The following is a 21,768-nucleotide window of genomic DNA, read 5'->3' as shown; positions in this document are numbered from 1 at the left end:
GGGCGTCGGAATCCGGAGCGATCAACGCGGGAGGGTACGGGGGCGATCGCACAGATGGTGCGATCGGCTGATCACGATCGTCGGCGGCCGGTGACGCACCGGCCGCCGGGCATCGGCGCTGGTCAGCGGGCGGGCAGAATGGTGCCGGTGACCTCGCCGAGGGCGACGGTGGTGCCGTCGGGGCCGGGAGCGGTCGCCGTGATGGTGACCGTGTCGCCGTCCTCCAGGAAGGTGCGCGTACCGCCGTCGAGCTTCACCGGCTCGGCCCCGCCCCAGGTGAGTTCCAGGAACGAGCCGACCTGCCCGCGCTCCGGCCCCGAGACGGTGCCGGAGGCGTAGAGGTCCCCGGTCCGCAGCGAGGCTCCGTTGACGGTCAGGTGGGCGAGCTGCTGGGCCGGCGTCCAGTACATGGTGGCGAACGGCGGCTCGCTGACCCGCTCGCCGTTCCACTCGACCTGGAGCCGCAGGTCCAGCCCGAGGTGCGGCACGTCGCGCAGGTAGTCGGCGACCGGCGGGTCCTGCTCGGGGCCCGGCCGGAACGCGTCGGCGAGGGCGTCCAGCGGGGTCACCCACGCCGAGACCGAGGTGGCGAACGACTTGCCGAGGAACGGCCCGAGCGGCTGGTACTCCCAGGCCTGGATGTCGCGGGCCGACCAGTCGTTGACCAGCACCACGCCGAAGACGTGGTCGGCGAAGTCGTCGACGGAGACCCGGGAGCCCAGCGGGCTGGGTACGCCCACCACGAAGCCGACCTCGGCCTCGATGTCCAGCCGGGCCGACGGGCCGTACGTGGGGCCCTCGGGGCCCGGCCGCTGCCCGCAGGGGCGGGTCACCGGGGTGCCGGAGACGACCACCGTGCCGGCTCGGCCGTGGTAGCCGATCGGCAGGTGCCGCCAGTTGGGCAGCAGCGGCGGCTGCCCCGGTCGGAAGATCTGCCCGACGTTGGCCGCGTGGTGCTCGGACGAGTAGAAGTCGACGTAGTCGGCCACCTCGAACGGCAGCAGCAGCCGGACCTCGCCGAGCGGCACCAGCAGCGGTTCCACGGCGGCCCGGTGCGCCGGGTCGGTGAGCAGCTCGGTGAGGCGCTGCCGCACGGCCGTCCACTGCGGACGCCCGAGCGCCATGAACGCGTTGAGGGTGGGCCGGCCCAGCGCCCCGGCGGCCAGCACCAGACCGGCGGCCTCGGCGCCGGCCAGGTCGAGCACGAAGTCACCGACGCGTACGCCGATGCGCGGCTCCCGCTCGCCGTGCACGAACACCCCGTACGGCAGGTTCGTCACCCCGTACGCCGATCCGTCGGCACCCGTCACCCAGGTCATACGCCCTCGCCCCCGTCGGAGTCGTCGGTCCGGTTCCCGCCCTCGTGCCGCTCGACGCCGGTCCCGCCGCGTACGGCGACCGGATCCACGCCGGTCCCGCCGCGTGCGGCGGCCGGGTCGTCGCGTGTCGGCCCGGTCAGCAGGCCGAGGCGGACCAGGTCGGTCAGTGGTTCCCCGATGCTGCACGAGCCGTAGCCCACCCACAGCGGGCGGGGCGTCTCCAGCCGGCCCTCGACCCAGCTCAGGAGCGGCCGTGGGTCGGCGGCCGTGAGCAGTTCGGTGACGCCCTCCCGTCCCGCGCCCGCCGCCGCGGCGAGCGTGGCGGCCAGCACGTTCACGAAGCCGTGGTGGGTGAACCCGGTCTCCGGGTCGAGGTGTCGGACCGCGTGGTGCAGCCCGGCGGTCAGCTTGAAGGGCAGGTCGCGGTCCCGGCAGGCGCAGATCACGGCGGCCAGCTCGGCCGGCGTCGGGAACAGCTCGGCGGCCAGCCCGCCGGTGCGGAACTTCGCGGCGACCGGCGCCCCGTCGGCCCGGGCCGCGGCGAGCCGGTCCAGCGCGCCCATGAGCCCGAACGTCAGCGGGACCTCGGCGTAGACGGCGTCGACGCCGGCCAGGGTCGACTCCAGCAGGCCGGCGATCCCGGGCAGGGGGTCCTCACCCCGCTTCGCGACGGCCACCTCGACCTGCCGGGCCGTCACGCCGCGGGATGCCAGGACCGACAGCGCGGACGGCAGTCCCTCCACCCCGGTGTCGCCGATGACGCCGACCACGAAGCCCTCGGCGGGGTCGACGAGGCCGTTGAGACGGCCCGCCACGACGGCCGAGGCCGGGACCAGGAGCGGCCCGACGAGGTCGGCGTACCACGCACGGCGGTGACCGCGGTGCGCGACGACCGCGTCCGGGAGGGCGGCGCTGCCGGGCGGGAAGACGGCGGCGTCGTCCACCAGGCCGTCGAGGAGCGCGGGCACCTGCGTTGACACGGAACAAGAATCTACGGGACGCTACGTGGAGCGGACAACAGCGTCCGATTATCGGACGCCAGCGGCCGGTGACCGGGACCTATCGGGAGGCGAGATGCCGTACTACCGCAGCGTCGGCGAAGTGCCGCGCAAACGCCACACCCAGTTCCGTCAGCCCGACGGCAGCCTCTACGCCGAGGAGCTCATGGGCCAGGAGGGCTTCTCCTCCGACTCGTCCCTGCTCTACCACCGCCACGCCCCCACGGCGATCGTGGCGGCCGAGGAGTTCACGCCGCCCGCCGTCACGCGGGTGCCGAACCTGCCGCTCAAGCCGCGGCACCTGCGCACGCACAAGCTCGACGGCGCCGGGGCCGATCCGGTGCTCGGCCGGCAGTACCTGCTCGCCAACGACGACGTGCGGATCGCGTACGTGCTCGCCGACCGCCCGTCCCCGCTCTTCCGCGACGCCACCGGCGACCACTGCCTCTACGTCGAGTCCGGCAGCATGCGGGTCGAGTCGACGTTCGGGGCGCTCGACGCGGTCGCCGGCGACTACGTCATCATCCCCACCTCGACCATCCACCGCCTCGTGCCGACCGGCGACGAGCCCGTCCGGCTGCTCGCCATCGAGGCGGCCGGCCACATCGGCCCGCCCAAGCGCTACCTGTCCGTACGCGGCCAGTTCCTGGAGCACTCGCCGTACTGCGAACGCGACCTGCGCGGGCCGGACACGCCGCTGCTCATCGACGGCGAGGACGTCGACGTGCTCGTGCGGCACCGTCGCGGTTGGACCCGCTTCACGTACGCCCACCACCCGTTCGACGTGGTGGGCTGGGACGGGCACCTCTACCCGTGGGCGTTCTCCATCCACGACTTCGAGCCGATCACCGGCCGGATCCACCAGCCGCCGCCGGTGCACCAGACCTTCCAGGGCCCGAACTTCGTGATCTGCTCGTTCGTGCCGCGCAAGGTCGACTACCACCCGGACGCCATCCCGGTGCCGTACAACCACCACAACGTCGACTCCGACGAGATGCTCTTCTACACCGGCGGCAACTACGAGGCGCGGCGCGGCTCCGGCATCGAGCAGGGCTCGATCTCGCTGCACCCGTCCGGGTTCACCCACGGCCCGCAGCCGGGCGCCGCCGAACGCGCCATCGGGGTCGACTTCTTCGACGAGCTGGCCGTCATGGTCGACACGTTCCGCCCGCTCGACCTGTGCGACGCGGCGGCCGCCTGCGAGGACCCGGGGTACGCCTGGACCTGGGCACGCCGGGCCTGATCGCCCTGGGGCTCGCCGGGGCCCGCCCCACCCCGAGCGGGTCGGGCTCCGGCGGGGCCCCCGGGCCGCGCTGCTGAGGTGCCCGCCTCACGCCGTCGTGCGGAACAGTGCGGTCATCTCGGCCATGGCGGCCACCGCGATGGCGAGCACCAGCGGCCACGCGGTGCCGACGAGGGCGTAGAGCAGGATCAGCACCGGTGCGGCGGCCGCCGCGTACACGGCCAGGGCCAGGGCGCGGTCGGACCGCAGCAGGGCCGGCAGGACCGTCCTCGCCAGGCCCGGCATCCGTGCGCCGAACCGCCACAGCACCAGCGCGCCGCCGAGAGCGGCGACCACGGCGGCGCCCCGGGAGAGCCCGGCGCTGGCGGGGGCGACGCAGGCGATCAGCACAGCGGTGATCATCGACCACCCCGCGCCGAAGAGCACCAGCTGCCGCAGGCCGGCCGAGATCGTCCGGCGCGAGTCGATCCGTCCCGGACCGACGGCGGCGGCTTCGGCGAGGTGCTCCAGCGCCTCGCTCCACCGCCGCTGCTCCAACCGGATGACACCGATGTCGTGCCGCGCCTCGGCGAGCTGCGGGTCCAGCCGCAGCGCCTCGCGGTAGGCCCGCTCGGCCAGGTCGAACATCTGCATGTTCGCGGCCACCAGCCCGAGCACCAGGTGCGCCTCGGGCTCCTCGGGCGCCAGTTGCACCCCGCGCCACGCCGCGTTGAGCGCCGTCTGGCCGTTGCGCGAGCCGGCCAGGATCGCCGCGGCGCTCCGCTGGGCGTACGCGTCGTCGGGGCCGACCGCCAGGATCTCGTCGGCGGTGCGGGCGGCCTCGGCGTACCGCTCCAGGTCGGCGAGGGCCATGCCCCGGGCCAGCAGCGGCGCCACGATGCCCGGAGCGGCGGCGATCGCCGCGTCGGCGGCGGTGAGCGCCTCGGCCGGCCGCCCGGCGGCCAGGTGCAGGCGGGAGAGCAGGGTCAGCGCCCCCGCGTTGGCCGGTTCCAGCGCCACGGCGTACGACACCTCGGCGGCGGCCTCGTCGTAGCGGCCGAGTTCGGCCAGCAGCTTCGCCCGCTGGACGTAGCCGTCGGCGGAGGACTGCTCGGGGGTGGCGTCGCTGGACATCCCGGCGAGCCTAGGCGGCCGGTGCCTCGTACACCAGGGCCACGGCGATGCCGGCGAGCCCCTCGCCGCGCCCGGTGAAGCCGAGCCCGTCGGTGGTGGCCGCGGACACGGTGACCGGCGCGTCGATCGCGGTGGAGAGGACGCGCTCGGCTTCCGCCCGGCGCGGCCCGATCTTGGGCCGGTTGCCGACCACCTGGACCGACACGTTGCCGATCGTGAACCCGGCGGCGCGAACCCGGCGGGCCGTCTCGGTGAGCAGCGCCACCCCGGAGGCGCCGGCCCACTCCGGCTGGTCGACGCCGAAGTTCGCGCCCAGGTCACCGAGGCCGGCCGCGGAGAGCAGCGCGTTGCAGGCGGCGTGGGCCACCACGTCGGCGTCGGAGTGCCCGGCGAGGCCGTCCTGGTCGGGCCAGAGCAGGCCGGCCACCCAGCAGGGCCGGCCGGCGGCGAACGCGTGCACGTCGGTGCCGATGGCGACGCGGGGAACGATCATGAGCAGAGGGTACGCGTCAACCGCCGGCGGCCAGCAGATGCTCGGCGAGCGCCAGGTCGAACGGGCGAGTGATCTTGAGTGCGTACTCGGAGCCCGGTACGCAGGACACCGGGACGCCCTGCTTCTCCACCAGGCCGGCGTCGTCGGTGAGCGCGTCACCGGCCGCGGCGTGCGCGGCGGCGAGCACCGAGCGGCGGAAGCCCTGCGGCGTCTGCACGATCCGCAGCACGGAACGGTCGACCGTGCCGAGCACCGTCTCCTCGGCGCCGACCTCCTTGATCGTGTCGACCACCGGAAGCACCGGGATCACGGCCGGCCGGCCCGCGCGGACCGCCGCCGCGACGGCCTCCACCAGCTCGGGCGGGGTCAGTGCCCGCGCGGCGTCGTGCACGAGGACGATCTCGGGGCCGGGCGGCACCGCGGCGAGCGCCGCCGCCACCGACGCCTGACGCTCGGCGCCTCCGGGCACCACCGTCACGGGGGCCACCGGGGCGAGCAGGTCGCGGACCGCGTCGAGCTCGGCCACGGGAGCGGCCACCACGATCGTGCGCACGCTCGGGGCCGCGGCGAGCCGGCGCACCGCGTGCACCAGCAGGGGTTCCCCCGCGAGCAGGCGCAGCGCCTTGGGTCGGCCCGGGCCGAGCCGTACGCCGGCACCCGCCGCAGGGACGAGGACCGCGACGTCACCGCGCGGATTGAGCTGCGCGGTCACGTCGCGGTCCTCGGTGGTTTCTTCGCTACGAACTGGGTACGTCGATGCTGTGCGGACTAGGCCTCGGTCAGCACCTTGTCGAGCAGCGTCTCCGCCTCGTCCTTGGTGCTCTTCTCCGCCAGCGCGACCTCGCCGACGAGAATGTCGCGGGCCTTGGCGAGCATGCGCTTCTCGCCCGCGGACAGACCCCGCTCCCGCTCCCGACGCCACAGGTCGCGGACGACCTCGGCGACCTTCAGCGGGTTACCGGAGGCCAGCTTCTCCAGATTCGCCTTGTAACGCCGCGACCAGTTGGTCGGCTCCTCGGTGTGCGGGGCACGGAGCACGTCGAAGACCTTGCCCAGGCCCTCTTCGCCGACCACCTCGCGCACACCCACGATCTCGGCGTTCTCGGCGGGCACCCGGACCGTGAGGTCACCCTGCGCGACCCTCAGGACGAGGTACTGCTTCTCCTCGCCCTTGATGACCCGAGTCTCGATTGCCTCGATGAGTGCGGCCCCGTGGTGGGGGTAAACAACGGTCTCGCCGACACTGAAAACCATAGGTTCGAAACCCCTTTCGCTGTGTCTAGGGTAACACGCTCAGGCACCGATGTCTCACCGCTGTCCTGACCGTTGGCGCAGCTCAGGGGCCCTGTGAGAGGTATTTCTTCGACTTGACAGGCCGTCAAACCGATGGTTCGAACACGCTCCGTAACCTCCGGATGACACCCCGGTAGGAGTGAACGGAACGCCGAGATCAAGGGCTATGCGCTCGTTACATGGTATCCCGACGAGGGCTGCCGCGCCCACGTCTAGCGGGAGCCGCCCCCGGTGCGCGAGGCTGGTAGGCGAGCCGCTGTCGGCTCTCGAAGACGGTTCCAGGGGGTCCGATGAGCATGCCGGACGCAGACGGGCACGGGCCGTCCGAGGGGCTGCCCGACCTCCCGCCGGAGTGGGGTCGGGTGGTGATCCCCGACGACGCCTCGGCGCTCGCGCAGGAGGCCGCGCAGGTGCGCCGCGAGTTGCGCGAGGCCGCACGCCGCGCGGCGCGGGCCCGCCTGTCGGCCCTCAAGCTGCCCCTGCTCGTCCTGCTGGTGGCCATCGTCACGACGCTCGCCGGCCTGGCCGCCGTCACCTGGCCGCGCCCGCCGCGCTCCGCGGACCGGTCCACGCCGGCCCCGGAACCGCCACCCGCCGCGCTGACCGGCCGGCCGCTGCCCGCCCTCGACCTGGTCGACGCCGGGCAGTCCCCGGTGCCGCTGCGCGGCCTGGCCCCCGCCATGATCATCCTGGTGGACGCCTGTGCCTGCGTCGCCGAGGTCACGCAGGCCGCCGCGGCCGCGCCGCCCGAGGTGAACGTGGTGACCGTCACCGGCGAGCGGAGCGTGCCGACCGCGCCGACCCGCGGGCCGGGTGTGCGTACGCTCGCCGATCCCGCCGGTGGACTGCGCTCGTTCCTGCACCTGCCACCGCACCCGGACCAGGCGGTGGCCGTGCTCGTGGACCGGGCCGGCGTGGTGGTCCGGGTGCTGCCCGACCTCGGCCCGGCCGAGACGTACCGGGCCGACCTGGCTCGCCTCGCCGCCTGACCGCCGCCGCGACCTGGCCCGCCTCGCCGCCCGACCGCCGGCCGCGACGTCCGGGCCGGCGGCGGGAAGCGACGCGGCCGGTCAGCCCGCCGGCACCAGCTGTACGGCGACCCGGACCCACTCGGTGCCGGCGCTCGCGAGCCAGACGCGCAGCGGCCCGCCCGTCCCGACGACCACGAGCGCGCGGATCGCGCCGTCGCAGACCGCCGGGGCGCGGTTGACCACCCGGCCGCCCGTGATCGAGACCCGCAACGTCCCCGGCCCCGTGCACCGGTACTGGAGCAGGTACGCGGCGGGCGGCGTGTCCTCGCCGCCGACCTGCTGCGAGACGGTCCGCTGACGGGTGAGCGTCACGGCGTCGTGCCAGAGCGCGTCCGGATCCCGCGGCAGGACGAGGCCCTGCGTGATGGTCCCGGGTTCGGCACGGCGGCGGGGACCGGGGTCGACCGGGAGGGCGGCGTCGTCCTCGGTCACGAGGACAGCGGCCCCCGTGGCCGGGTCCACCCGGACGACCGCTCCCGCCCGCCCGTCGGCCGGGCCGAGTCGCACCGGATCGGTCCCGCCGACCCGGGCGGCAGCCACGTCGCGCGGCGAGCCGGCCCGGGTGCCGTCCGGGGCGTTCGCCCGCCACCACCAGCCCCCGGCCACCAGCACGAGCACGGTCGCGCCGGCCAGCACCCCGCGGCGCAACCGGTCATCCGCCTCGATGCCCATGCGCCGAGCCTAGGCGTGACCGCTCAGCCCTGTCGATCGAGCAGTACGGCGTAGAGGGTGAGGCCCGGGCCGAACGCGAGCATGAGGATCCGCTCCGGCGGCGTGGCGGCGCGGCGCAGCCGGTCCAGGATCAGCAGCACCGTCGGCGAGGAGCAGTTGCCGTGCTCGTCCAGCGTCGCCCGGGACGACGCGAGCGCGTCCGGGGGAAGACCCAGCTCACGCTCCACCACGTTGAGGATGCGCGGCCCGCCGGGGTGCACCGCCCAGCCGTCCAGCTCGGCGACCGCGGTGCCGTGCCGGGCCAGCAGGTCGTCGACCAGGCCGCGGACGTGTGTGGACAGCACCTGCGGCACCTTGGGCGACAGTCCCATCCGGAAACCGGCGTCGGTGACGTCCCACGTCATGTGGTCGGCCGTGGAGGTGTCGGTGACCGACGTGACCTCCCGCAGCGCGTACCCCGGGCCGCCGGGAAGCACCACGGCGGCGACCGCCGCGTCCGAGAAGAGCGCGTGCGAGACGATCTGCTGGGTGTCCACCCGCGCCGTGGAGGGCTGGATGTGCAGGCTCGTCAGCTCTGCGCAGAGCAGCAGCGCCGGACGGCCCCGCGCGGTCACGAAGTCGCTCGCCGCGCCGAGCCCGGGCAGCGCCGCGTAGCAGCCCATGTGGCCCACGAACATCCGCTGCGTGGTGGGCGCCATGCCGAGGTCACGGGCGAGCAGGATGTCCAGCCCGGGGGTGGCGTACCCGGTGCACGAGCAGACGATGAACAGCCCGATGTCGACGGCGTCGAGGCCGGCCGCCGTCAGTGCCCGGCCCACCGCCTCCTTGCCCAGCGGCAGCGCCTCGACCAGGTAGCGGCGCATCCGCCGCTCGGTCGGCCAGTCGGAGACGTCCTCCAGCAGCGGGTTCACCGCGGCCTGGCGGGTGCTGACCCCCGAGTTCGCGAAGATCCGCTGCGCCAACGACCGGGTGGCGCCCGAGAAGTGCCGGGAGAAGAAGCCCTCCCACAGCTCGTCCTGCCGGGCCGACGGCGGCTGTGCCGTCCCGAGGCCCGCGATCACTGGTACCGACACGATCCCCACCTCTCGTCCGACGCCGCCCTCCCCAGAACCGCCCCTCGACCGGGACGGCCCCGGGCGGCCCCACGCTCACCAACGAGGCGCCGAGCCGTCGCGGTCCGGGTCACCGCCCAACGCGGCGATGCCGAGCCAGTCGGCGCAGACGTCCGAGGTGGCCGGATGCAGTGACCCGCAGCGGGCGTCCCGGTAGAGCCGCTCCAGGGGATGGCCGCGGCGCGTCGCCGACGTGCCGGCGGCCTCCAGCATCGACGCGGCCACGTCGGCCGCGGTCGTGCCGGCGAGCAGCTTGGCCCGCCACACCCAGCGGTTGGTCTCGGCGTCGCCCGGCGCCTCGTCCACCCGCCGCGCGGCCTCGGCCACCACCAGCTCGGCGGCCGCCACGGCGGCGTCGGCCCGACCCAGCCGCGCCCGGACCGCCGGCAGACCGGCGAGGTTGCGGGCGTTCAGGTGCTCGGCCGCCGCCTCGACCGCCGCCCGGGCCACCCCCACGTAGACGGCCGCGTAGCTGGCCACGAGCCAGTGCGGCATGAGCTGCGCGACCACCAGCGCGAGACCCTCCACCCCGCCGAGCAGCCGGTCGGCCGGCACGGTCACGTCCAGGTGCAGGTCGTGCGAGGCCGTGGCGCGCATGCCCAGCGAGTCCCAGGTCGGCTCGACGGTGATGCCCTCGCCGGCCGGCACGAGGAACTGGGACACCACCGACTGGTCGGCGGCGCTGCGGGCGGCGACCAGGTAGCCGTCCGGGTGCCCGGCGCCCGAGCAGAACGTCTTGCTGCCCTTGATGTGCCAGCCACCCTCGACCGGCTCGTAGACGGTGCTGAGCTGGGACAGCCGGGCGCCGGCGCCGCGTTCGCTCATCGCCACCGCGTACCAGGCGCCGTCGGCCGCCGCCCGGAGCAGCCGGTCGCGGGCCGCGAGGGCCTCGTCCGGTACGCCGAGCGCCTCGGCCAGCTCCTCGGTGACCGCGCCCAGGGCACCGGTGACCGAGGCGTGCATGTTGAACACCAGCGCGGTCGCGCCGTTCCCCTTGGCCAGCTCCGTGGCGACCGCCGCGTACTCGGCGAACGTGGCGCCGAACCCGCCGAGGTCGCGGGGCACCATCAGCCCGAAGAGCCCGGCCTCCCGCAGGTCCTCGAAGTCCTCGGCCGGGAAGGAGCCGTCCCGGTCGTGCTCGGCCGCCCGGGCGGCGAATCGCGGCGCCAACCTGCGGGCCGCCTCCAACGCGTGCACGGTCACTTGCGCCCCCTCCTCGGCGTCCTTACCCCGCCGGGCCCGAACTATCCTTTCCGGACCCCCCAGCCCTGGTACAGCACCGCGGTCGAGCGCGTCGGCACGATCCGCGGGGCGCGGCCCGCCGGCGCGGTGCCGGAGGCACCCCGTACGCGCCGGAACAGCCACCCGAGCAGCCCGCGCACCTCCGGCCGGACGCCGCGCAGCCGCAGCGCGACGCCGTGCCGGGCGGCCTCGGCCACCAGCGCCCGGGCGTCCACGAACAACCGTGGATCGTGGATCCCGCGCGGCACGGTCGGCAGCCGCTCGCCGACGTGGACCGCCACGACGCGGCTCAGCACAGTGTCGTTCAGGGTGTCCAGCACCAGCAGGCCACCGGGCCGCAGCAGCCGGCACGCCTCGGCCAGCGCCCGCCGCCAGTCCGGCACGTGCTCCAGCACCTCACCGGCGGCCACCACGTCCGCGCAGCCGTCGGCCAGCGGCACGGCGGTGACGTCCCCGTTCACGGGGGTGACCCCGTGCGCGGCGGCCTGGGCCAGCGCCGAGCGGGTCAGGTCGACACCCACGTGCCGGTAGCCCTTCCCGGCCAGGTGCGGCGCGAGCAGCCCGGCACCGCATCCGAGGTCCACGAGCAGCGCACCGGGGCGCTCGGCGGGCGGCACGAGAGCCGCCCGCGCCTCGGCGAGCCAGTGCAGCATCGCGAAGGCGCCGTCCGGCCGCCACCACTCGCCGGCGAGGTCGTCGTACTGGCGCGGATCGTTGCGCGGCAGCACCCGCGACCGGGTGGGCGCCGCAGCGACGTCTCGCATGGAACCGAGCGTGGCACGACTCCCGGGTAACAACCAGACTTCCCTTATGTCGACTTCGGTGTTAGGGCTGGTCAGGGCGAGCCATCCGGAACCGGCGGCGGCGGTGACCGTCGTGGCCGGCCTGCTGGCCGTCGGCGTGGGGCACCGCCCGGCCGGGGTGGCCGCCGTCGTCCTCACCGTGCTGGCCAGCCAGCTCGCCGTGGGCTGGGCGAACGACGCCATCGACGCCGACCGGGACGCCGCCGTGGGGCGTACCGACAAGCCGGTCCCGGCCGGCGCGGTCCGCCGCCGCACCGTGGCCGTGGGCGCCGCGGTGGCCGCGCTCGCCACCCCGGCGCTGGGGCTGACCACGACCCCCGCCGCGGCGTTCTGGGTCACCCTCGGGCTCGTCTCCGCCCTCCTCTACGACTGGCCCCTCAAGTCCACGCCGGTGTCCGTGCTGCCCTACGCGGTCTCCTTCGGGACGCTGCCCGCCTTCGTGGTGCTGGCCCTGCCCGGCGCGCCGGCGCCGCCGGCCTGGCTGGTGGTCGCCGCCGCCTGCCTCGGCGCCGGCGCGCACTTCGCCAACGTCCTGCCGGACCTCGTCGACGACGCCCGGACCGGGGTCCGGGGCCTTCCGCACCGGTTCGGCGCCGCCGGCAGCCGGGCCGCCGCCGCCGTGCTGCTGCTCGCGGCGACCGGCGTCCTGGTGTTCGGGCCGCCCGGCCCGCCGTCCGGGGTCGGGCTCGCCGCGGTCGTGGCCGCCGTCGTGGTGCCGCCGCTGAGCTGGTACGGCGGGCGTGGCGCCGCCCGCGCCGGACGCCGTCCGGTGGCCGCCTTCCGCGCCGTGATGCTCGTGGCGCTCATCGACGTGGTGCTGCTGGTCACCAGCGGTCGGGTGGCCTGATCGTCACCCCGCGAGGTGGCATCCCCGGGTCGGAGTGCGGCCCTCGATCAGGCCCAACTACCCTGGAGCGCGGTCTGCGCGGGCATGGCCACCGTGCCCGGCGTACGCACCGGGTGTGATCGTGACGAGGAGGACCGACGTGACGCGCTCGATCAGGGGTTCCCGGCGGGCGGCCCTGCTGCTGTCCGGGGTGGCGGCGGCGACCAGCCTGCTGCTGTCCGGGTGCGGCGCAGGACAAATCTCGGAGACGGCCAACAAGGTGCCGTCGGTCCAGGGCGTCAACATCTCGACCGAGAACGGCGAACTGGCGGTGCGCGGCCTGCTGGTGGAGTTCCCCGGCGTGGAGGGCTACAAGGCCGGCGAGGACGCCCTGCTCAACGCGGTGATCTACAACGACTCGAAGAACCCGGTCACGGTCACCGTCACGAGCCAGGACGCCCGGGACGTCGTGGTCACCAGCGTGGGCGCGTCGGCCAGCCCGTCGCCGTCGCCGTCCGAGTCCCCCTCCGGTTCGCCGTCGGCGACCCCCACGGAGTCGGCCTCGCCCGGCGGCTCCGCCTCGGCCACCCCGTCGGACACCGCCAGCCCGTCGGCTCCGGCCGGGGAGCCCGCCCGGATCGAGATCGCCCCGCTGAGCTACGTGCAGCTGAACCAGCAGTCCGGCCGCATGCTCCAGCTGGTCGGCCTCAACGAGGCCCTCCGCTCCGGCCAGAACGTCTTCGTCACGTTCGACTTCGGCAACGGCAACACCATCACGGGTCCCGCCCCGATCGCCGTCCCGTTCACCCCGCCCGCCCCGCCCTCGCCGATCGTCGAGCGTGAGGGCGGCTACGAGGGTGGCGACGAGGGCGGCGCCGGGCACGGCGGCTGAGCCTCCCCGACCTACCGCGGACACCGCCGGCGTGCACCACGCCGGCGGTGTTTCGTCGTACGGCCCGGTCGTGCTCCGGCGGGGGCGCCGCGTCCGGTCGTACCCCCGAGCTAGCGTGCTGGTGTGACGACCTCCCGATCGACGACCTCCCGAGCCACGTCAGCCCGCGGCGGCGCGGCGACCGGCGGGCGGGGCCGCGCCACCGGCCGTGATCCCCGACCGGCCTACGAGTGCGACGCCTGCGGCCACCAGCCGCCCAAGTGGGTGGGCCGCTGCCCGGAGTGCGGCGAGTGGGGCTCCGTGGTCGAGTCGACGATCACCGGGCCCACGGTCTCCGGCCGGGTGGTCAGCTCCCGCATGCCGGCCGAGCCGGCCCGGCCCATCGCCACCATCAGCGCCGCGCCCGCCCGGGCCCGGCCGACGGGGGTGAGCGAGCTCGACCGCGTGCTCGGCGGCGGCCTGGTGCCCGGCGCCGTGGTGCTGCTGGCCGGCGAACCAGGCGTCGGCAAGTCCACCCTGCTGCTCGACGTGGCCCAGCAGTGGGCCGCCGGCGGCGGCAGCCCGTCGCTGGTGGTCAGCGGCGAGGAGTCGGTCAGCCAGGTGCGCCTGCGCGCCGAGCGGATGGGCGCCCTGCACGACCAGCTCTACCTGGCCGCCGAGAGCGACCTGTCGGCGGTGCTCGGCCACCTCGACGCGGTCAAGCCGGGGCTGCTGGTGCTGGACTCGGTGCAGACCATCTCCACCCCCGGCACCGAGGGCGTCCCCGGTGGGGTGACCCAGGTGCGGGCGGTCACCGCCGCCCTGGTGTCTGTGGCCAAGGAACGGAACATCGCCACCGTGCTGGTGGGTCACGTCACCAAGGACGGGCAGGTGGCCGGTCCCCGGGTGCTCGAGCACCTCGTCGACGTGGTGCTGCACTTCGAGGGCGACAAGCACTCCTCGCTGCGCATGGTGCGCGGCGTCAAGAACCGGTTCGGCGCGGCCGACGAGGTGGGCTGCTTCGAGATGCACGAGGGCGGCATCACCAGCCTGGCCGACCCGTCGGGGCTCTTCCTGACCCGCTACTCCGAACCGATTCCCGGCACCTGCGTCACCGTCGCCATGGAGGGGCGGCGCGCGCTCGTCACCGAGGTGCAGGCGCTGATCGGCGCGACCGTGGCCGGCTCGCCACGGCGTACGGTGTCGGGGCTCGACTCGGCGCGGCTCGCGATGGTGCTGGCCGTGCTCCAGCGCCGGACGGAGCGGCTCACCCTGCACGACCGGGAGGTCTTCGCGGCGACCGTGGGTGGCATCCGGGTGGTGGAGCCGGCCGCCGACCTGGCGGTCGCGCTCGCCGTCGCCTCCGGGGGACTCAACCTGGCCATCGCACCGCACCTGGTGGCGATCGGGGAGGTCGGGCTCACCGGCGAGGTCCGCCGGGTCGGCGCCGTGCCGCGCCGGCTCGCGGAGGCCGCCCGGCTGGGCTTCCGGATCGCCCTCGTCCCCCCGGGATGCGGGCCGGAGTCGACCGGGGTCGTCCCCGAGCAGATGCGGGTGAGGGAGGTCACCGACGTCCGGACGGCCCTGCAATGTGCCGCGCGCGCGTCGGCGGAGTGACCCGTCGTGGTCGGCCGACCGGACCGTCGGGCCGATACCGGACACGCCTCCACGGGCCGGACGGAAGGCATCGTGACACATCACAGTAACCACGACAGCACCCACCGCACGGCAGTCCGTAGACTGTGCCCGTGCCGATCGACCGCGATACCACCAAGCCTGCCGGCGCGACGCCCCACGCCCGCACCGGCGCCGTGGGCTCGCCCGCCCGTCCGATCAGCGTGAACGTGGCCGGAGGCGCCGCCGGTGACCCGCTGCGCGCCAACCTGGCGCTCATGGCGCCCGGCACCGCCCTGCGGGACGGCCTCGAACGGATCCTGCGCGGCCGCACCGGCGCGCTGATCGTCCTCGGCTACGACAAGGTCGTCGAAGGGCTCTGCACGGGCGGTTTCCCGCTCGACGTGGAGTTCTCCGCCACCCGCATCCGTGAGCTGTGCAAGATGGACGGCGCCGTGGTGCTCTCCAGCGACGGCACCCGCATCGTCCGGGCGGCGGTGCACCTGATGCCCGACCCGTCCATCCCCACCGAGGAGTCGGGCACCCGGCACCGCACCGCCGAGCGGGTGGCCCGCCAGACCGGTTACCCGGTGATCTCGGTGAGCCAGTCGATGCGGATCATCAGCCTCTACGTCAACGGCCAGCGGCACGTGCTGGACGACTCGGCGGCCATCCTCTCCCGGGCCAACCAGGCCCTGGCCACCCTCGAGCGCTACAAGCTGCGGCTCGACGAGGTCTCCGGCACGCTCTCCGCGCTGGAGATCGAGGATCTGGTCACCGTGCGCGACGCGGTGGCCGTGGTGCAGCGGCTGGAGATGGTCCGCCGCATCGCCGACGAGATCGCCGGCTACGTGGTGGAGCTGGGCACCGACGGGCGGCTGCTGGCGCTCCAGCTCGACGAGCTGATGGCGGGCGTGGACGCCGACCGGACCCTGGTGATCCGGGACTACCTGCCCTCGGGCCGCAAGTCGCGCACCCTCGACGAGGCGCTGGTCGAGCTGGACCTGCTCGGGGCCACCGAGCTGATCGACCTGGTGTCGGTGGCGAAGGCCATCGGCTACCCGGCCGCCTCCGACGCGCTCGACGCGGCCGTGAGCCCGCGCGGCTTCCGGCTGCTCGCCAAGGTGCCGCGGCTGCCGGCCGCGGTGGTCGACCGCCTCGTCGTGCACTTCGGCAGCCTCCAGCGGCTGCTGGGCGCCACGGTGGAGGATCTCCAGGCCGTCGAGGGGGTCGGCGACGCTCGGGCACGCAGCGTGCGCGAGGGCCTGTCCCGGCTCGCCGAGGCGTCCATCCTCGAACGGTACGTCTGACCGCGGTCCCTCACCCGCGCGCGGCCGGCGCCGGCTGGGCTCAGCCCGTGATGGTGAGCTTCACGGGCTCGCTGAGCTTCGTGCCCACCCGCGCGAACACCTGGTAGGTGCCGGGCGGAACCGGCTTCCCGGCGGCCACCCCGTCGGCGCACCGGCTGGCGTCCTGCCCGTTCCAGGTCACCTGGTACATCTGCTCGATGTTCGGCGGGAAGGACTGGACGTTCCGGCCCTTGGCGGTGCCGCAGGTGTCGGAGGACCAGATCTTCTCCGCGCCGGACTTGATGAACAGCTCCTGGAGGTCGGCGCCGACGTCCCGGCTGCACGTCCGGTCGGACTTGTTCTTGATCCTCAGTTGCAGGTCGACCGGTGCACCGCTGCGCACCGTGGCGGGCAGCGCCACCGCCGTCAGGCTGATCTCCGCGTCCGTGCAGCTGCCGTCGTCGGCGGTATCGGCGGCGGGAGCCACCGGCGGACCCTCGCCCTGTGACGCGGGCGGATCGGCCGGCGAGTCACCGGCGGTGGGGCTCTCGGCCGCCTCCGGGGGCGGCGAACCGGTCTTCGGAGTGAGCAACGACGGGCTCGGGCTGGGGCTCACGGAGCCGGTCGGAGTCGACCCGGCCTGCGGCCTCCGGTCACCGGGGTCGTCCGACCCGGTGCACGAGTAGAGCAGGACAATCAGGAAGAGAAGCCCCGCTCCGAGTACGACGGCGCGACGCCGCCAGTAAACGGCGGGTGGCAGGGGGCCGACCGTCAGACGCATGATGCCCCCACCGTAGCGGCGAGCGGCCCCGGCAGTGCGGCGCGACGCGCCGGGAGGTTCGTCGACGCGCGCGACCACACGTCCACTGTGGAGGCTGCGGCCACCGGGCCGGTGCGCCGTGCCCACGGCTGCGGCCGGGCCCGGCGCGGGTGCCGCGGTGCGCTCACAGGTAGACCTTGCGCTGGTAGACGGCGTGCGCCCCCGCCACCCGGTCGAGGAAGAGCAGCCCCGCGCAGTGGTCGATCTCGTGCTGGAGGGCGCGGGCCTCGAAGCCGTCCGTGACCAGCCGTACGGGGGCGCCCGTGCCCGGCAGCTCGCCCTCGACCACCAGCCGGCTGGCCCGCTTGACGTCCCCCGTCAGGTCGGGCACCGACATGCACCCCTCGCGACCGGCCTTCCAGCGGGTCGCCTCGACGACCGTGGCGTTGCAGAGCACGAACGTGCCGTGCACGGTCACCGCCTTCGGGTGCCCGGTCACGTCCACGGCGAACACCCGGGCGCTCACGCCGACCTGCGGGGCGGCCAGGCCGACGCAGCCGGGCGAGACCCGCATGGTGGCGATGAGGTCCGCGGCCAGCCGCACCGTCTCCGCCGACGTCGGATCGACCGTCTCGCCGGCCCGGCTCAGCACCGGGTGCGGCGCCGCCACCACGGGACGGACCGCGCCGGCCACGCCCAGCGCCTCCGGCGTCCAGTCGCCGAGGCCCGCGTACTCCCCGTCGGCGCGGCCGGCCTCCGGCCCCTGTACCTCGCCGCTCACAGCAGGTCCGGATCCGCCGGTCGGAGGGTCACCTCGACACCCAGCTCGGCGGCGACCCGTTCCAGCCGCCCCGCCAGCTCACCGGCGACACCGGGCGGCAGGTCGACCTCGGCCACCACCACGTAGAGCGCGCCGGTGAGCCGGGTGCTCAGGTCGGTGACGTTGCCCCCGAAGTCGGCGAGCACCCGGGTCATCGCCGCGACGATCCCCATCCGGTCCGCGCCGTGCACCGCCATGACGTACGGCTCGCCGCGCAACGCCGTCTCACCGTCGGGGGTGACCGCGCGTACGGTCGCCAGCAGCCGGCCCTCCGCGGCGAGCGGCGCCAGCGCGGCCTCGACCTCGGCGGCCGCCGGGCCCACGCAGATCAGGGTCATGGCGAAGTGTCCACCGAGCCGGGTCATCGTGCTGTCGGTGAGGTTCGCCCCCAGCCGGGAGAGCACCTCGGCGACATCGGCGACGATGCCCGGCCGGTCCCGGCCGATGACGGTGATCGCGAGCTCGTTCATCCGGGCATTCTGCCCGATCCGTCGCCGGCGGCCGCGTCGCCCCGCCAGGCCGCCCACGCTGCGGGATCGCGGCGCGTGACATCATCGGCGGCACCATGACTGATCCCACGTTCGCCGCCCTGGTCAGCCGCTGGTACACCGAGAACGCCCGGGACCTGCCGTGGCGCGCGCCGGGCGTGAGCCCGTGGGCCGTCCTCGTCAGCGAGGTGATGCTCCAGCAGACACCGGTGGCGCGGGTGCTCCCCGCGTACGAGGCGTGGCTGGCCCGGTGGCCTGTCCCGGCGGCGCTGGCCGAGGCGAGCCCGGCCGAGGCGATCCGGATGTGGGGGCGGCTCGGCTACCCCCGCCGGGCCGTACGGCTGTGGGAATGCGCGGTCGCCATCGTCGAGCGGCACGGCGGCGAGGTGCCGGACCGGCTGGAGCAGCTGCTGGCGCTGCCCGGCGTCGGCACGTACACGGCCCGGGCGGTCGCCGCGTTCGCGTACGGGCAGCGCCACCCCGTGGTCGACACCAACGTGCGCCGGGTGGTCTGCCGCGCCGTGGCGGGCCAGCCGGACGCGGGACCGGCGACCCGCCCGGCGGACCTGGTCGCGACCGAGGCGCTGCTGCCGGAGGATCCGGCCGCGGCCGCCCTCGCCAGCGCTGCCTTCATGGAACTCGGCGCGGTCGTCTGCACCGCCCGGTCGCCGCTCTGCCACCGATGCCCCGTGGAGGCGATCTGCGCCTGGCGGGCGTCCGGCCAGGAGGCCCCGGCCGGGCCGACCCGCCGCCCCCAGCGGTACGCGGGCACCGACCGGCAGGTACGCGGACTGCTGCTCGGTGTGCTGCGCGAGGCGACCGGGCCGGTGCCCCGGCAGCGGCTCGACCAGGTGTGGGCCGACGGCACCCAGCGAACCCGTGCACTGGCCGGCCTCGTTCAGGACGGCCTCGTGGAGCCGGTGGACGCCGACTCGTACCGCCTCGTCGGCGACGGCCCGTCCCGACCCGCCGTCCCCCTCCCGGCCCTCCCCGGCTGACCCGCGCCCCCGCCCCCGTCCGCGGACTGAGGGGATGCGGTTCTCGCGGCCGCCCGCAGCCCACCACCGGGTGCGCCTCGGCGCACCCACAAAGGGGCGGGGCCCCGGCGGCTCGCACCACCGGGGCCCCGCCCCCTGTCGCAGTTCTTCGACGTTACGCCGCGTCGTCCGCGCCCGCGGCGGCCGTGCCGCCGAGGTCGGCGGGGACGGCGTCCGGCACGGTGACCGGCTTGTCCGCGCCCCGGAAGACGAGCTTGGACTTGTCGATGTTGTTCGGGTCGCCCTCGCAGTCCACCACCACGATCTGACCCGGGGTCAGCTCGTTGAAGAGGATCCGCTCGGACAGGTTGTCCTCGATGTCGCGCTGGATCGTGCGACGCAGCGGACGCGCGCCGAGAACCGGGTCGAAGCCCTTGGTCGCCAGGTACTTCTTGGCGTTCTCGGTCAGCTCCAGGCCCATGTCCTTGTTCCGCAGCTGGGTCTCGATGCGGGCGACCATGATGTCGACGATCGACAGGATCTCCTGCTGACGCAGCTGGTGGAAGACGATCGTGTCGTCGATCCGGTTCAGGAACTCGGGCCGGAAGTGCTGCTTCAGCTCGTCGTTGACCTTCTGCTTCATCCGGTCGTAGTTGGACTCGGAGTCCTCCGACGCCTGGAAGCCCAGCGACACCGCCTTGGCTACGTCACGCGTGCCGAGGTTGGTGGTCAGGATGATGACCGTGTTCTTGAAGTCCACGATCCGGCCCTGACCGTCGGTGAGCCGACCGTCCTCCAGGATCTGGAGCAGCGTGTTGAACACGTCCGGGTGGGCCTTCTCGATCTCGTCGAAGAGGACCACCGAGAACGGCCGACGCCGCACCTTCTCGGTCAGCTGCCCGCCCTCGTCGTAGCCGACGTAGCCGGGAGGGGCACCCACCAGCCGGGAGACCGTGTACCGGTCGTGGAACTCGGACATGTCCAGCTGGATGAGGGCGTCCTCGCTGCCGAACAGGAACTCGGCCAGCGCCTTGGAGAGCTCGGTCTTACCGACACCGGACGGACCGGCGAAGATGAACGAGCCCGACGGACGCTTCGGGTCCTTGAGGCCGGCCCGGGTACGCCGGATCGCCTTGGACACCGCCTTGACCGCGTCCTCCTGGCCGATGACGCGCTTGTGCAGCTCGTCCTCCATGCGCAGCAGGCGCGAGGTCTCCTCCTCGGTCAGCTTGTAGACCGGGATGCCCGTCCAGTTGCCGAGCACCTCGGCGATCTGCTCGTCGTCGACCTCGCTGACGACGTCCAGGTCACCGGCCTTCCACTCCTTCTCCCGCTGCGCCTTCTGGCCGAGGAGCTGCTTCTCCTTGTCCCGAAGCTGAGCGGCGCGCTCGAAGTCCTGCGCGTCGATCGCGGACTCCTTGTCGCGGCGGACCTGGGCGATCCGCTCGTCGAAGTCGCGCAGGTCTGGCGGCGCGGTCATCCGGCGGATCCGCATCCGGGCACCGGCCTCGTCGATCAGGTCGATCGCCTTGTCCGGCAGGAAGCGGTCGGAGATGTACCGGTCGGCCAGGGTGGCGGCGGCCACCAGGGCGGCGTCGGTGATGCTCACCCGGTGGTGCGCCTCGTAGCGGTCCCGCAGGCCCTTGAGGATCTCGATGGTGTGGGCCAGCGAGGGCTCACCCACCTGGATCGGCTGGAAGCGGCGCTCGAGAGCGGCGTCCTTCTCCAGGTGCTTGCGGTACTCGTCGAGGGTGGTCGCGCCGATGGTCTGCAGCTCGCCACGGGCCAGCATCGGCTTCAGGATGCTCGCCGCGTCGATCGCGCCCTCGGCGGCACCCGCGCCCACCAGGGTGTGGATCTCGTCGATGAACAGGATGATGTCGCCCCGCGTGCGGATCTCCTTGAGCACCTTCTTGAGGCGCTCCTCGAAGTCACCGCGGTAGCGGGAACCGGCCACCAGCGCACCGAGGTCGAGCGTGTAGAGCTGCTTGTCCTTCAGCGTCTCGGGCACCTCGCCCTTGATGATCTTCTGGGACAGCCCCTCCACCACGGCCGTCTTGCCGACGCCGGGCTCACCGATCAGGACCGGGTTGTTCTTGGTACGGCGGGAGAGCACCTGCATGACCCGCTCGATTTCCTTCTCGCGCCCGATGACGGGGTCGAGCTTGCCCTCGCGGGCGGCCTGGGTCAGGTTACGGCCGAACTGGTCCAGCACGAGGCTGGTCGACGGCGCGGCCTCGCCCGACGCGGCGCCCGCCGCGGCCGGCTCCTTGCCCTGGTAGCCCGAGAGCAGCTGGATCACCTGCTGGCGGACCCGGTTGAGGTCCGCACCGAGCTTGACCAGCACCTGGGCGGCGACGCCCTCACCCTCGCGGATCAGACCGAGCAGGATGTGCTCCGTGCCGATGTAGTTGTGGCCGAGCTGCAGCGCCTCGCGCAGCGACAGCTCCAGCACCTTCTTGGCCCGCGGCGTGAACGGGATGTGCCCGCTCGGCGCCTGCTGGCCCTGGCCGATGATCTCCTCGACCTGCTGCCGGACGCCCTCCAGCGAGATACCGAGGCTCTCCAGAGCCTTGGCCGCGACGCCCTCGCCCTCGTGGATCAGGCCCAGCAGGATGTGTTCCGTACCGATGTAGTTGTGGTTGAGCATCCGGGCCTCTTCCTGGGCCAGGACGACAACCCGTCGCGCTCGGTCGGTGAACCGCTCGAACATGCCCTCGTGCTCCTCACGTGCCGTGCGCCTTGATGGTCAAAGATCTTGGCGGGGCCGGTGCGCGGACGTCCGGGACGGGCGTCCGTGCCTC

The 21,768-nt window shown here is 74.2% G+C and carries 20 protein-coding genes and 1 pseudogene; 7 read left to right on the top strand and 14 right to left on the bottom strand.

Going from position 1 to position 21,768, the window contains the following annotated elements; translation table 11 throughout:
• Positions 1–122: 122 nt before the first annotated feature.
• On the bottom strand, positions 123–1,319 hold the full coding sequence (fahA, locus tag D7I43_RS19135; RefSeq protein WP_120329898.1) for a fumarylacetoacetase: 1,197 nt from the start codon (positions 1,317–1,319) through the stop codon (positions 123–125).
• 125 nt (positions 1,320–1,444) lie between these two features.
• Positions 1,445–2,299: pseudogene (locus tag D7I43_RS19130) on the bottom strand (hypothetical protein); the annotation flags it as partial.
• Positions 2,300–2,393: 94 nt separating this feature from the next.
• On the opposite strand from D7I43_RS19130, the gene D7I43_RS19125 reads away from it, so the two are divergent.
• Positions 2,394–3,560: a homogentisate 1,2-dioxygenase gene (locus D7I43_RS19125; protein ID WP_120329897.1), complete on the top strand. Its 1,167-nt coding sequence runs from the start codon at positions 2,394–2,396 to the stop codon at positions 3,558–3,560.
• A gap of 87 nt (positions 3,561–3,647) precedes the next feature.
• Here the strand turns inward: D7I43_RS19125 and D7I43_RS19120 are convergent, their stop codons facing one another.
• Genes D7I43_RS19120 through D7I43_RS19105 form a run of 4 tightly spaced genes read right to left on the bottom strand, consistent with a single transcriptional unit; the run spans position 3,648 to position 6,420 of the window.
• Positions 3,648–4,673: a tetratricopeptide repeat protein gene (locus D7I43_RS19120; protein WP_120329896.1), complete on the bottom strand. Its 1,026-nt coding sequence runs from the start codon at positions 4,671–4,673 to the stop codon at positions 3,648–3,650.
• A 10-nt stretch (positions 4,674–4,683) separates the two neighbouring features.
• Positions 4,684–5,166 carry a 2-C-methyl-D-erythritol 2,4-cyclodiphosphate synthase gene (gene ispF, locus D7I43_RS19115; RefSeq protein WP_120329895.1) on the bottom strand — a complete coding sequence of 161 codons (483 nt, stop codon included), beginning with the start codon at positions 5,164–5,166 and terminating at the stop codon, positions 4,684–4,686.
• Between the two features lie 16 nt (positions 5,167–5,182).
• Positions 5,183–5,878, bottom strand: coding sequence for a 2-C-methyl-D-erythritol 4-phosphate cytidylyltransferase (gene ispD / locus D7I43_RS19110; protein WP_120329894.1), 696 nt, complete (start codon positions 5,876–5,878; stop codon positions 5,183–5,185).
• Between the two features lie 56 nt (positions 5,879–5,934).
• A complete protein-coding gene (locus D7I43_RS19105; protein ID WP_012015454.1) occupies positions 5,935–6,420 on the bottom strand; it encodes a CarD family transcriptional regulator in 486 nt (161 codons plus the stop codon).
• Positions 6,421–6,749: 329 nt separating this feature from the next.
• On the opposite strand from D7I43_RS19105, the gene D7I43_RS19100 reads away from it, so the two are divergent.
• Positions 6,750–7,448, top strand: coding sequence for a hypothetical protein (locus D7I43_RS19100; protein ID WP_120329893.1), 699 nt, complete (start codon positions 6,750–6,752; stop codon positions 7,446–7,448).
• Positions 7,449–7,529: 81 nt separating this feature from the next.
• Here D7I43_RS19100 and D7I43_RS19095 read toward each other — a convergent pair whose 3' ends face one another.
• The 4 genes from D7I43_RS19095 to D7I43_RS19080 form a co-directional block, all read right to left on the bottom strand.
• On the bottom strand, positions 7,530–8,162 hold the full coding sequence (locus tag D7I43_RS19095; RefSeq protein WP_120329892.1) for a hypothetical protein: 633 nt from the start codon (positions 8,160–8,162) through the stop codon (positions 7,530–7,532).
• A 23-nt stretch (positions 8,163–8,185) separates the two neighbouring features.
• Complete coding sequence (locus D7I43_RS19090; RefSeq protein ID WP_120329891.1) at positions 8,186–9,244, bottom strand: type III polyketide synthase; 1,059 nt, start codon at positions 9,242–9,244, stop codon at positions 8,186–8,188.
• Positions 9,245–9,310: 66 nt separating this feature from the next.
• Complete coding sequence (locus D7I43_RS19085) at positions 9,311–10,477, bottom strand: acyl-CoA dehydrogenase family protein (RefSeq protein ID WP_120329890.1); 1,167 nt, start codon at positions 10,475–10,477, stop codon at positions 9,311–9,313.
• A 41-nt stretch (positions 10,478–10,518) separates the two neighbouring features.
• Positions 10,519–11,280, bottom strand: a complete 762-nt coding sequence (locus D7I43_RS19080) for a class I SAM-dependent methyltransferase (RefSeq protein ID WP_120329889.1) — start codon at positions 11,278–11,280, stop codon at positions 10,519–10,521.
• On the opposite strand from D7I43_RS19080, the gene D7I43_RS19075 reads away from it, so the two are divergent.
• From D7I43_RS19075 to disA, 4 genes are all read left to right on the top strand, one after another.
• Entirely contained in the window at positions 11,279–12,166 is an 888-nt protein-coding gene (locus tag D7I43_RS19075; RefSeq protein WP_420870220.1) for a UbiA family prenyltransferase, read from the top strand. The two genes, D7I43_RS19080 and D7I43_RS19075, sit on opposite strands and share 2 nt — an antisense overlap.
• A gap of 139 nt (positions 12,167–12,305) precedes the next feature.
• Positions 12,306–13,037, top strand: coding sequence for a hypothetical protein (locus D7I43_RS19070; protein ID WP_120329887.1), 732 nt, complete (start codon positions 12,306–12,308; stop codon positions 13,035–13,037).
• Between the two features lie 123 nt (positions 13,038–13,160).
• The gene (gene radA / locus D7I43_RS19065) at positions 13,161–14,633 is read left to right on the top strand and encodes a DNA repair protein RadA (RefSeq protein WP_120329886.1); all 1,473 of its coding nucleotides are present in this window, start codon (positions 13,161–13,163) and stop codon (positions 14,631–14,633) included.
• Positions 14,634–14,764: 131 nt separating this feature from the next.
• Complete coding sequence (gene disA, locus D7I43_RS19060; RefSeq protein ID WP_120329939.1) at positions 14,765–15,940, top strand: DNA integrity scanning diadenylate cyclase DisA; 1,176 nt, start codon at positions 14,765–14,767, stop codon at positions 15,938–15,940.
• Between the two features lie 40 nt (positions 15,941–15,980).
• Here the strand turns inward: disA and D7I43_RS19055 are convergent, their stop codons facing one another.
• The 3 genes from D7I43_RS19055 to D7I43_RS19045 form a co-directional block, all read right to left on the bottom strand.
• Complete coding sequence (locus D7I43_RS19055; protein WP_120329885.1) at positions 15,981–16,700, bottom strand: hypothetical protein; 720 nt, start codon at positions 16,698–16,700, stop codon at positions 15,981–15,983.
• 163 nt (positions 16,701–16,863) lie between these two features.
• Positions 16,864–17,460, bottom strand: coding sequence for a peptide deformylase (locus D7I43_RS19050; protein ID WP_120329884.1), 597 nt, complete (start codon positions 17,458–17,460; stop codon positions 16,864–16,866).
• Positions 17,457–17,969 carry a glycine cleavage system transcriptional repressor gene (locus tag D7I43_RS19045; protein WP_120329883.1) on the bottom strand — a complete coding sequence of 171 codons (513 nt, stop codon included), beginning with the start codon at positions 17,967–17,969 and terminating at the stop codon, positions 17,457–17,459. Before D7I43_RS19045 ends, D7I43_RS19050 begins: the two co-directional genes overlap by 4 nt.
• Positions 17,970–18,064: 95 nt before the next feature.
• On the opposite strand from D7I43_RS19045, the gene D7I43_RS19040 reads away from it, so the two are divergent.
• A complete protein-coding gene (locus D7I43_RS19040; protein WP_120329882.1) occupies positions 18,065–18,985 on the top strand; it encodes an HhH-GPD family protein in 921 nt (306 codons plus the stop codon).
• Between the two features lie 154 nt (positions 18,986–19,139).
• Here D7I43_RS19040 and D7I43_RS19035 read toward each other — a convergent pair whose 3' ends face one another.
• Positions 19,140–21,677, bottom strand: a complete 2,538-nt coding sequence (locus D7I43_RS19035) for an ATP-dependent Clp protease ATP-binding subunit (RefSeq protein ID WP_120329881.1) — start codon at positions 21,675–21,677, stop codon at positions 19,140–19,142.
• Positions 21,678–21,768: the final 91 nt, after the last annotated feature.

It is taken from the genome of Micromonospora globbae, from assembly GCF_003610785.1.
In the GTDB taxonomy this organism is placed as follows: Bacteria; Actinomycetota; Actinomycetes; order Mycobacteriales; family Micromonosporaceae; genus Micromonospora; species Micromonospora globbae.
This window is presented reverse-complemented; position numbering and strand designations above follow the sequence as displayed.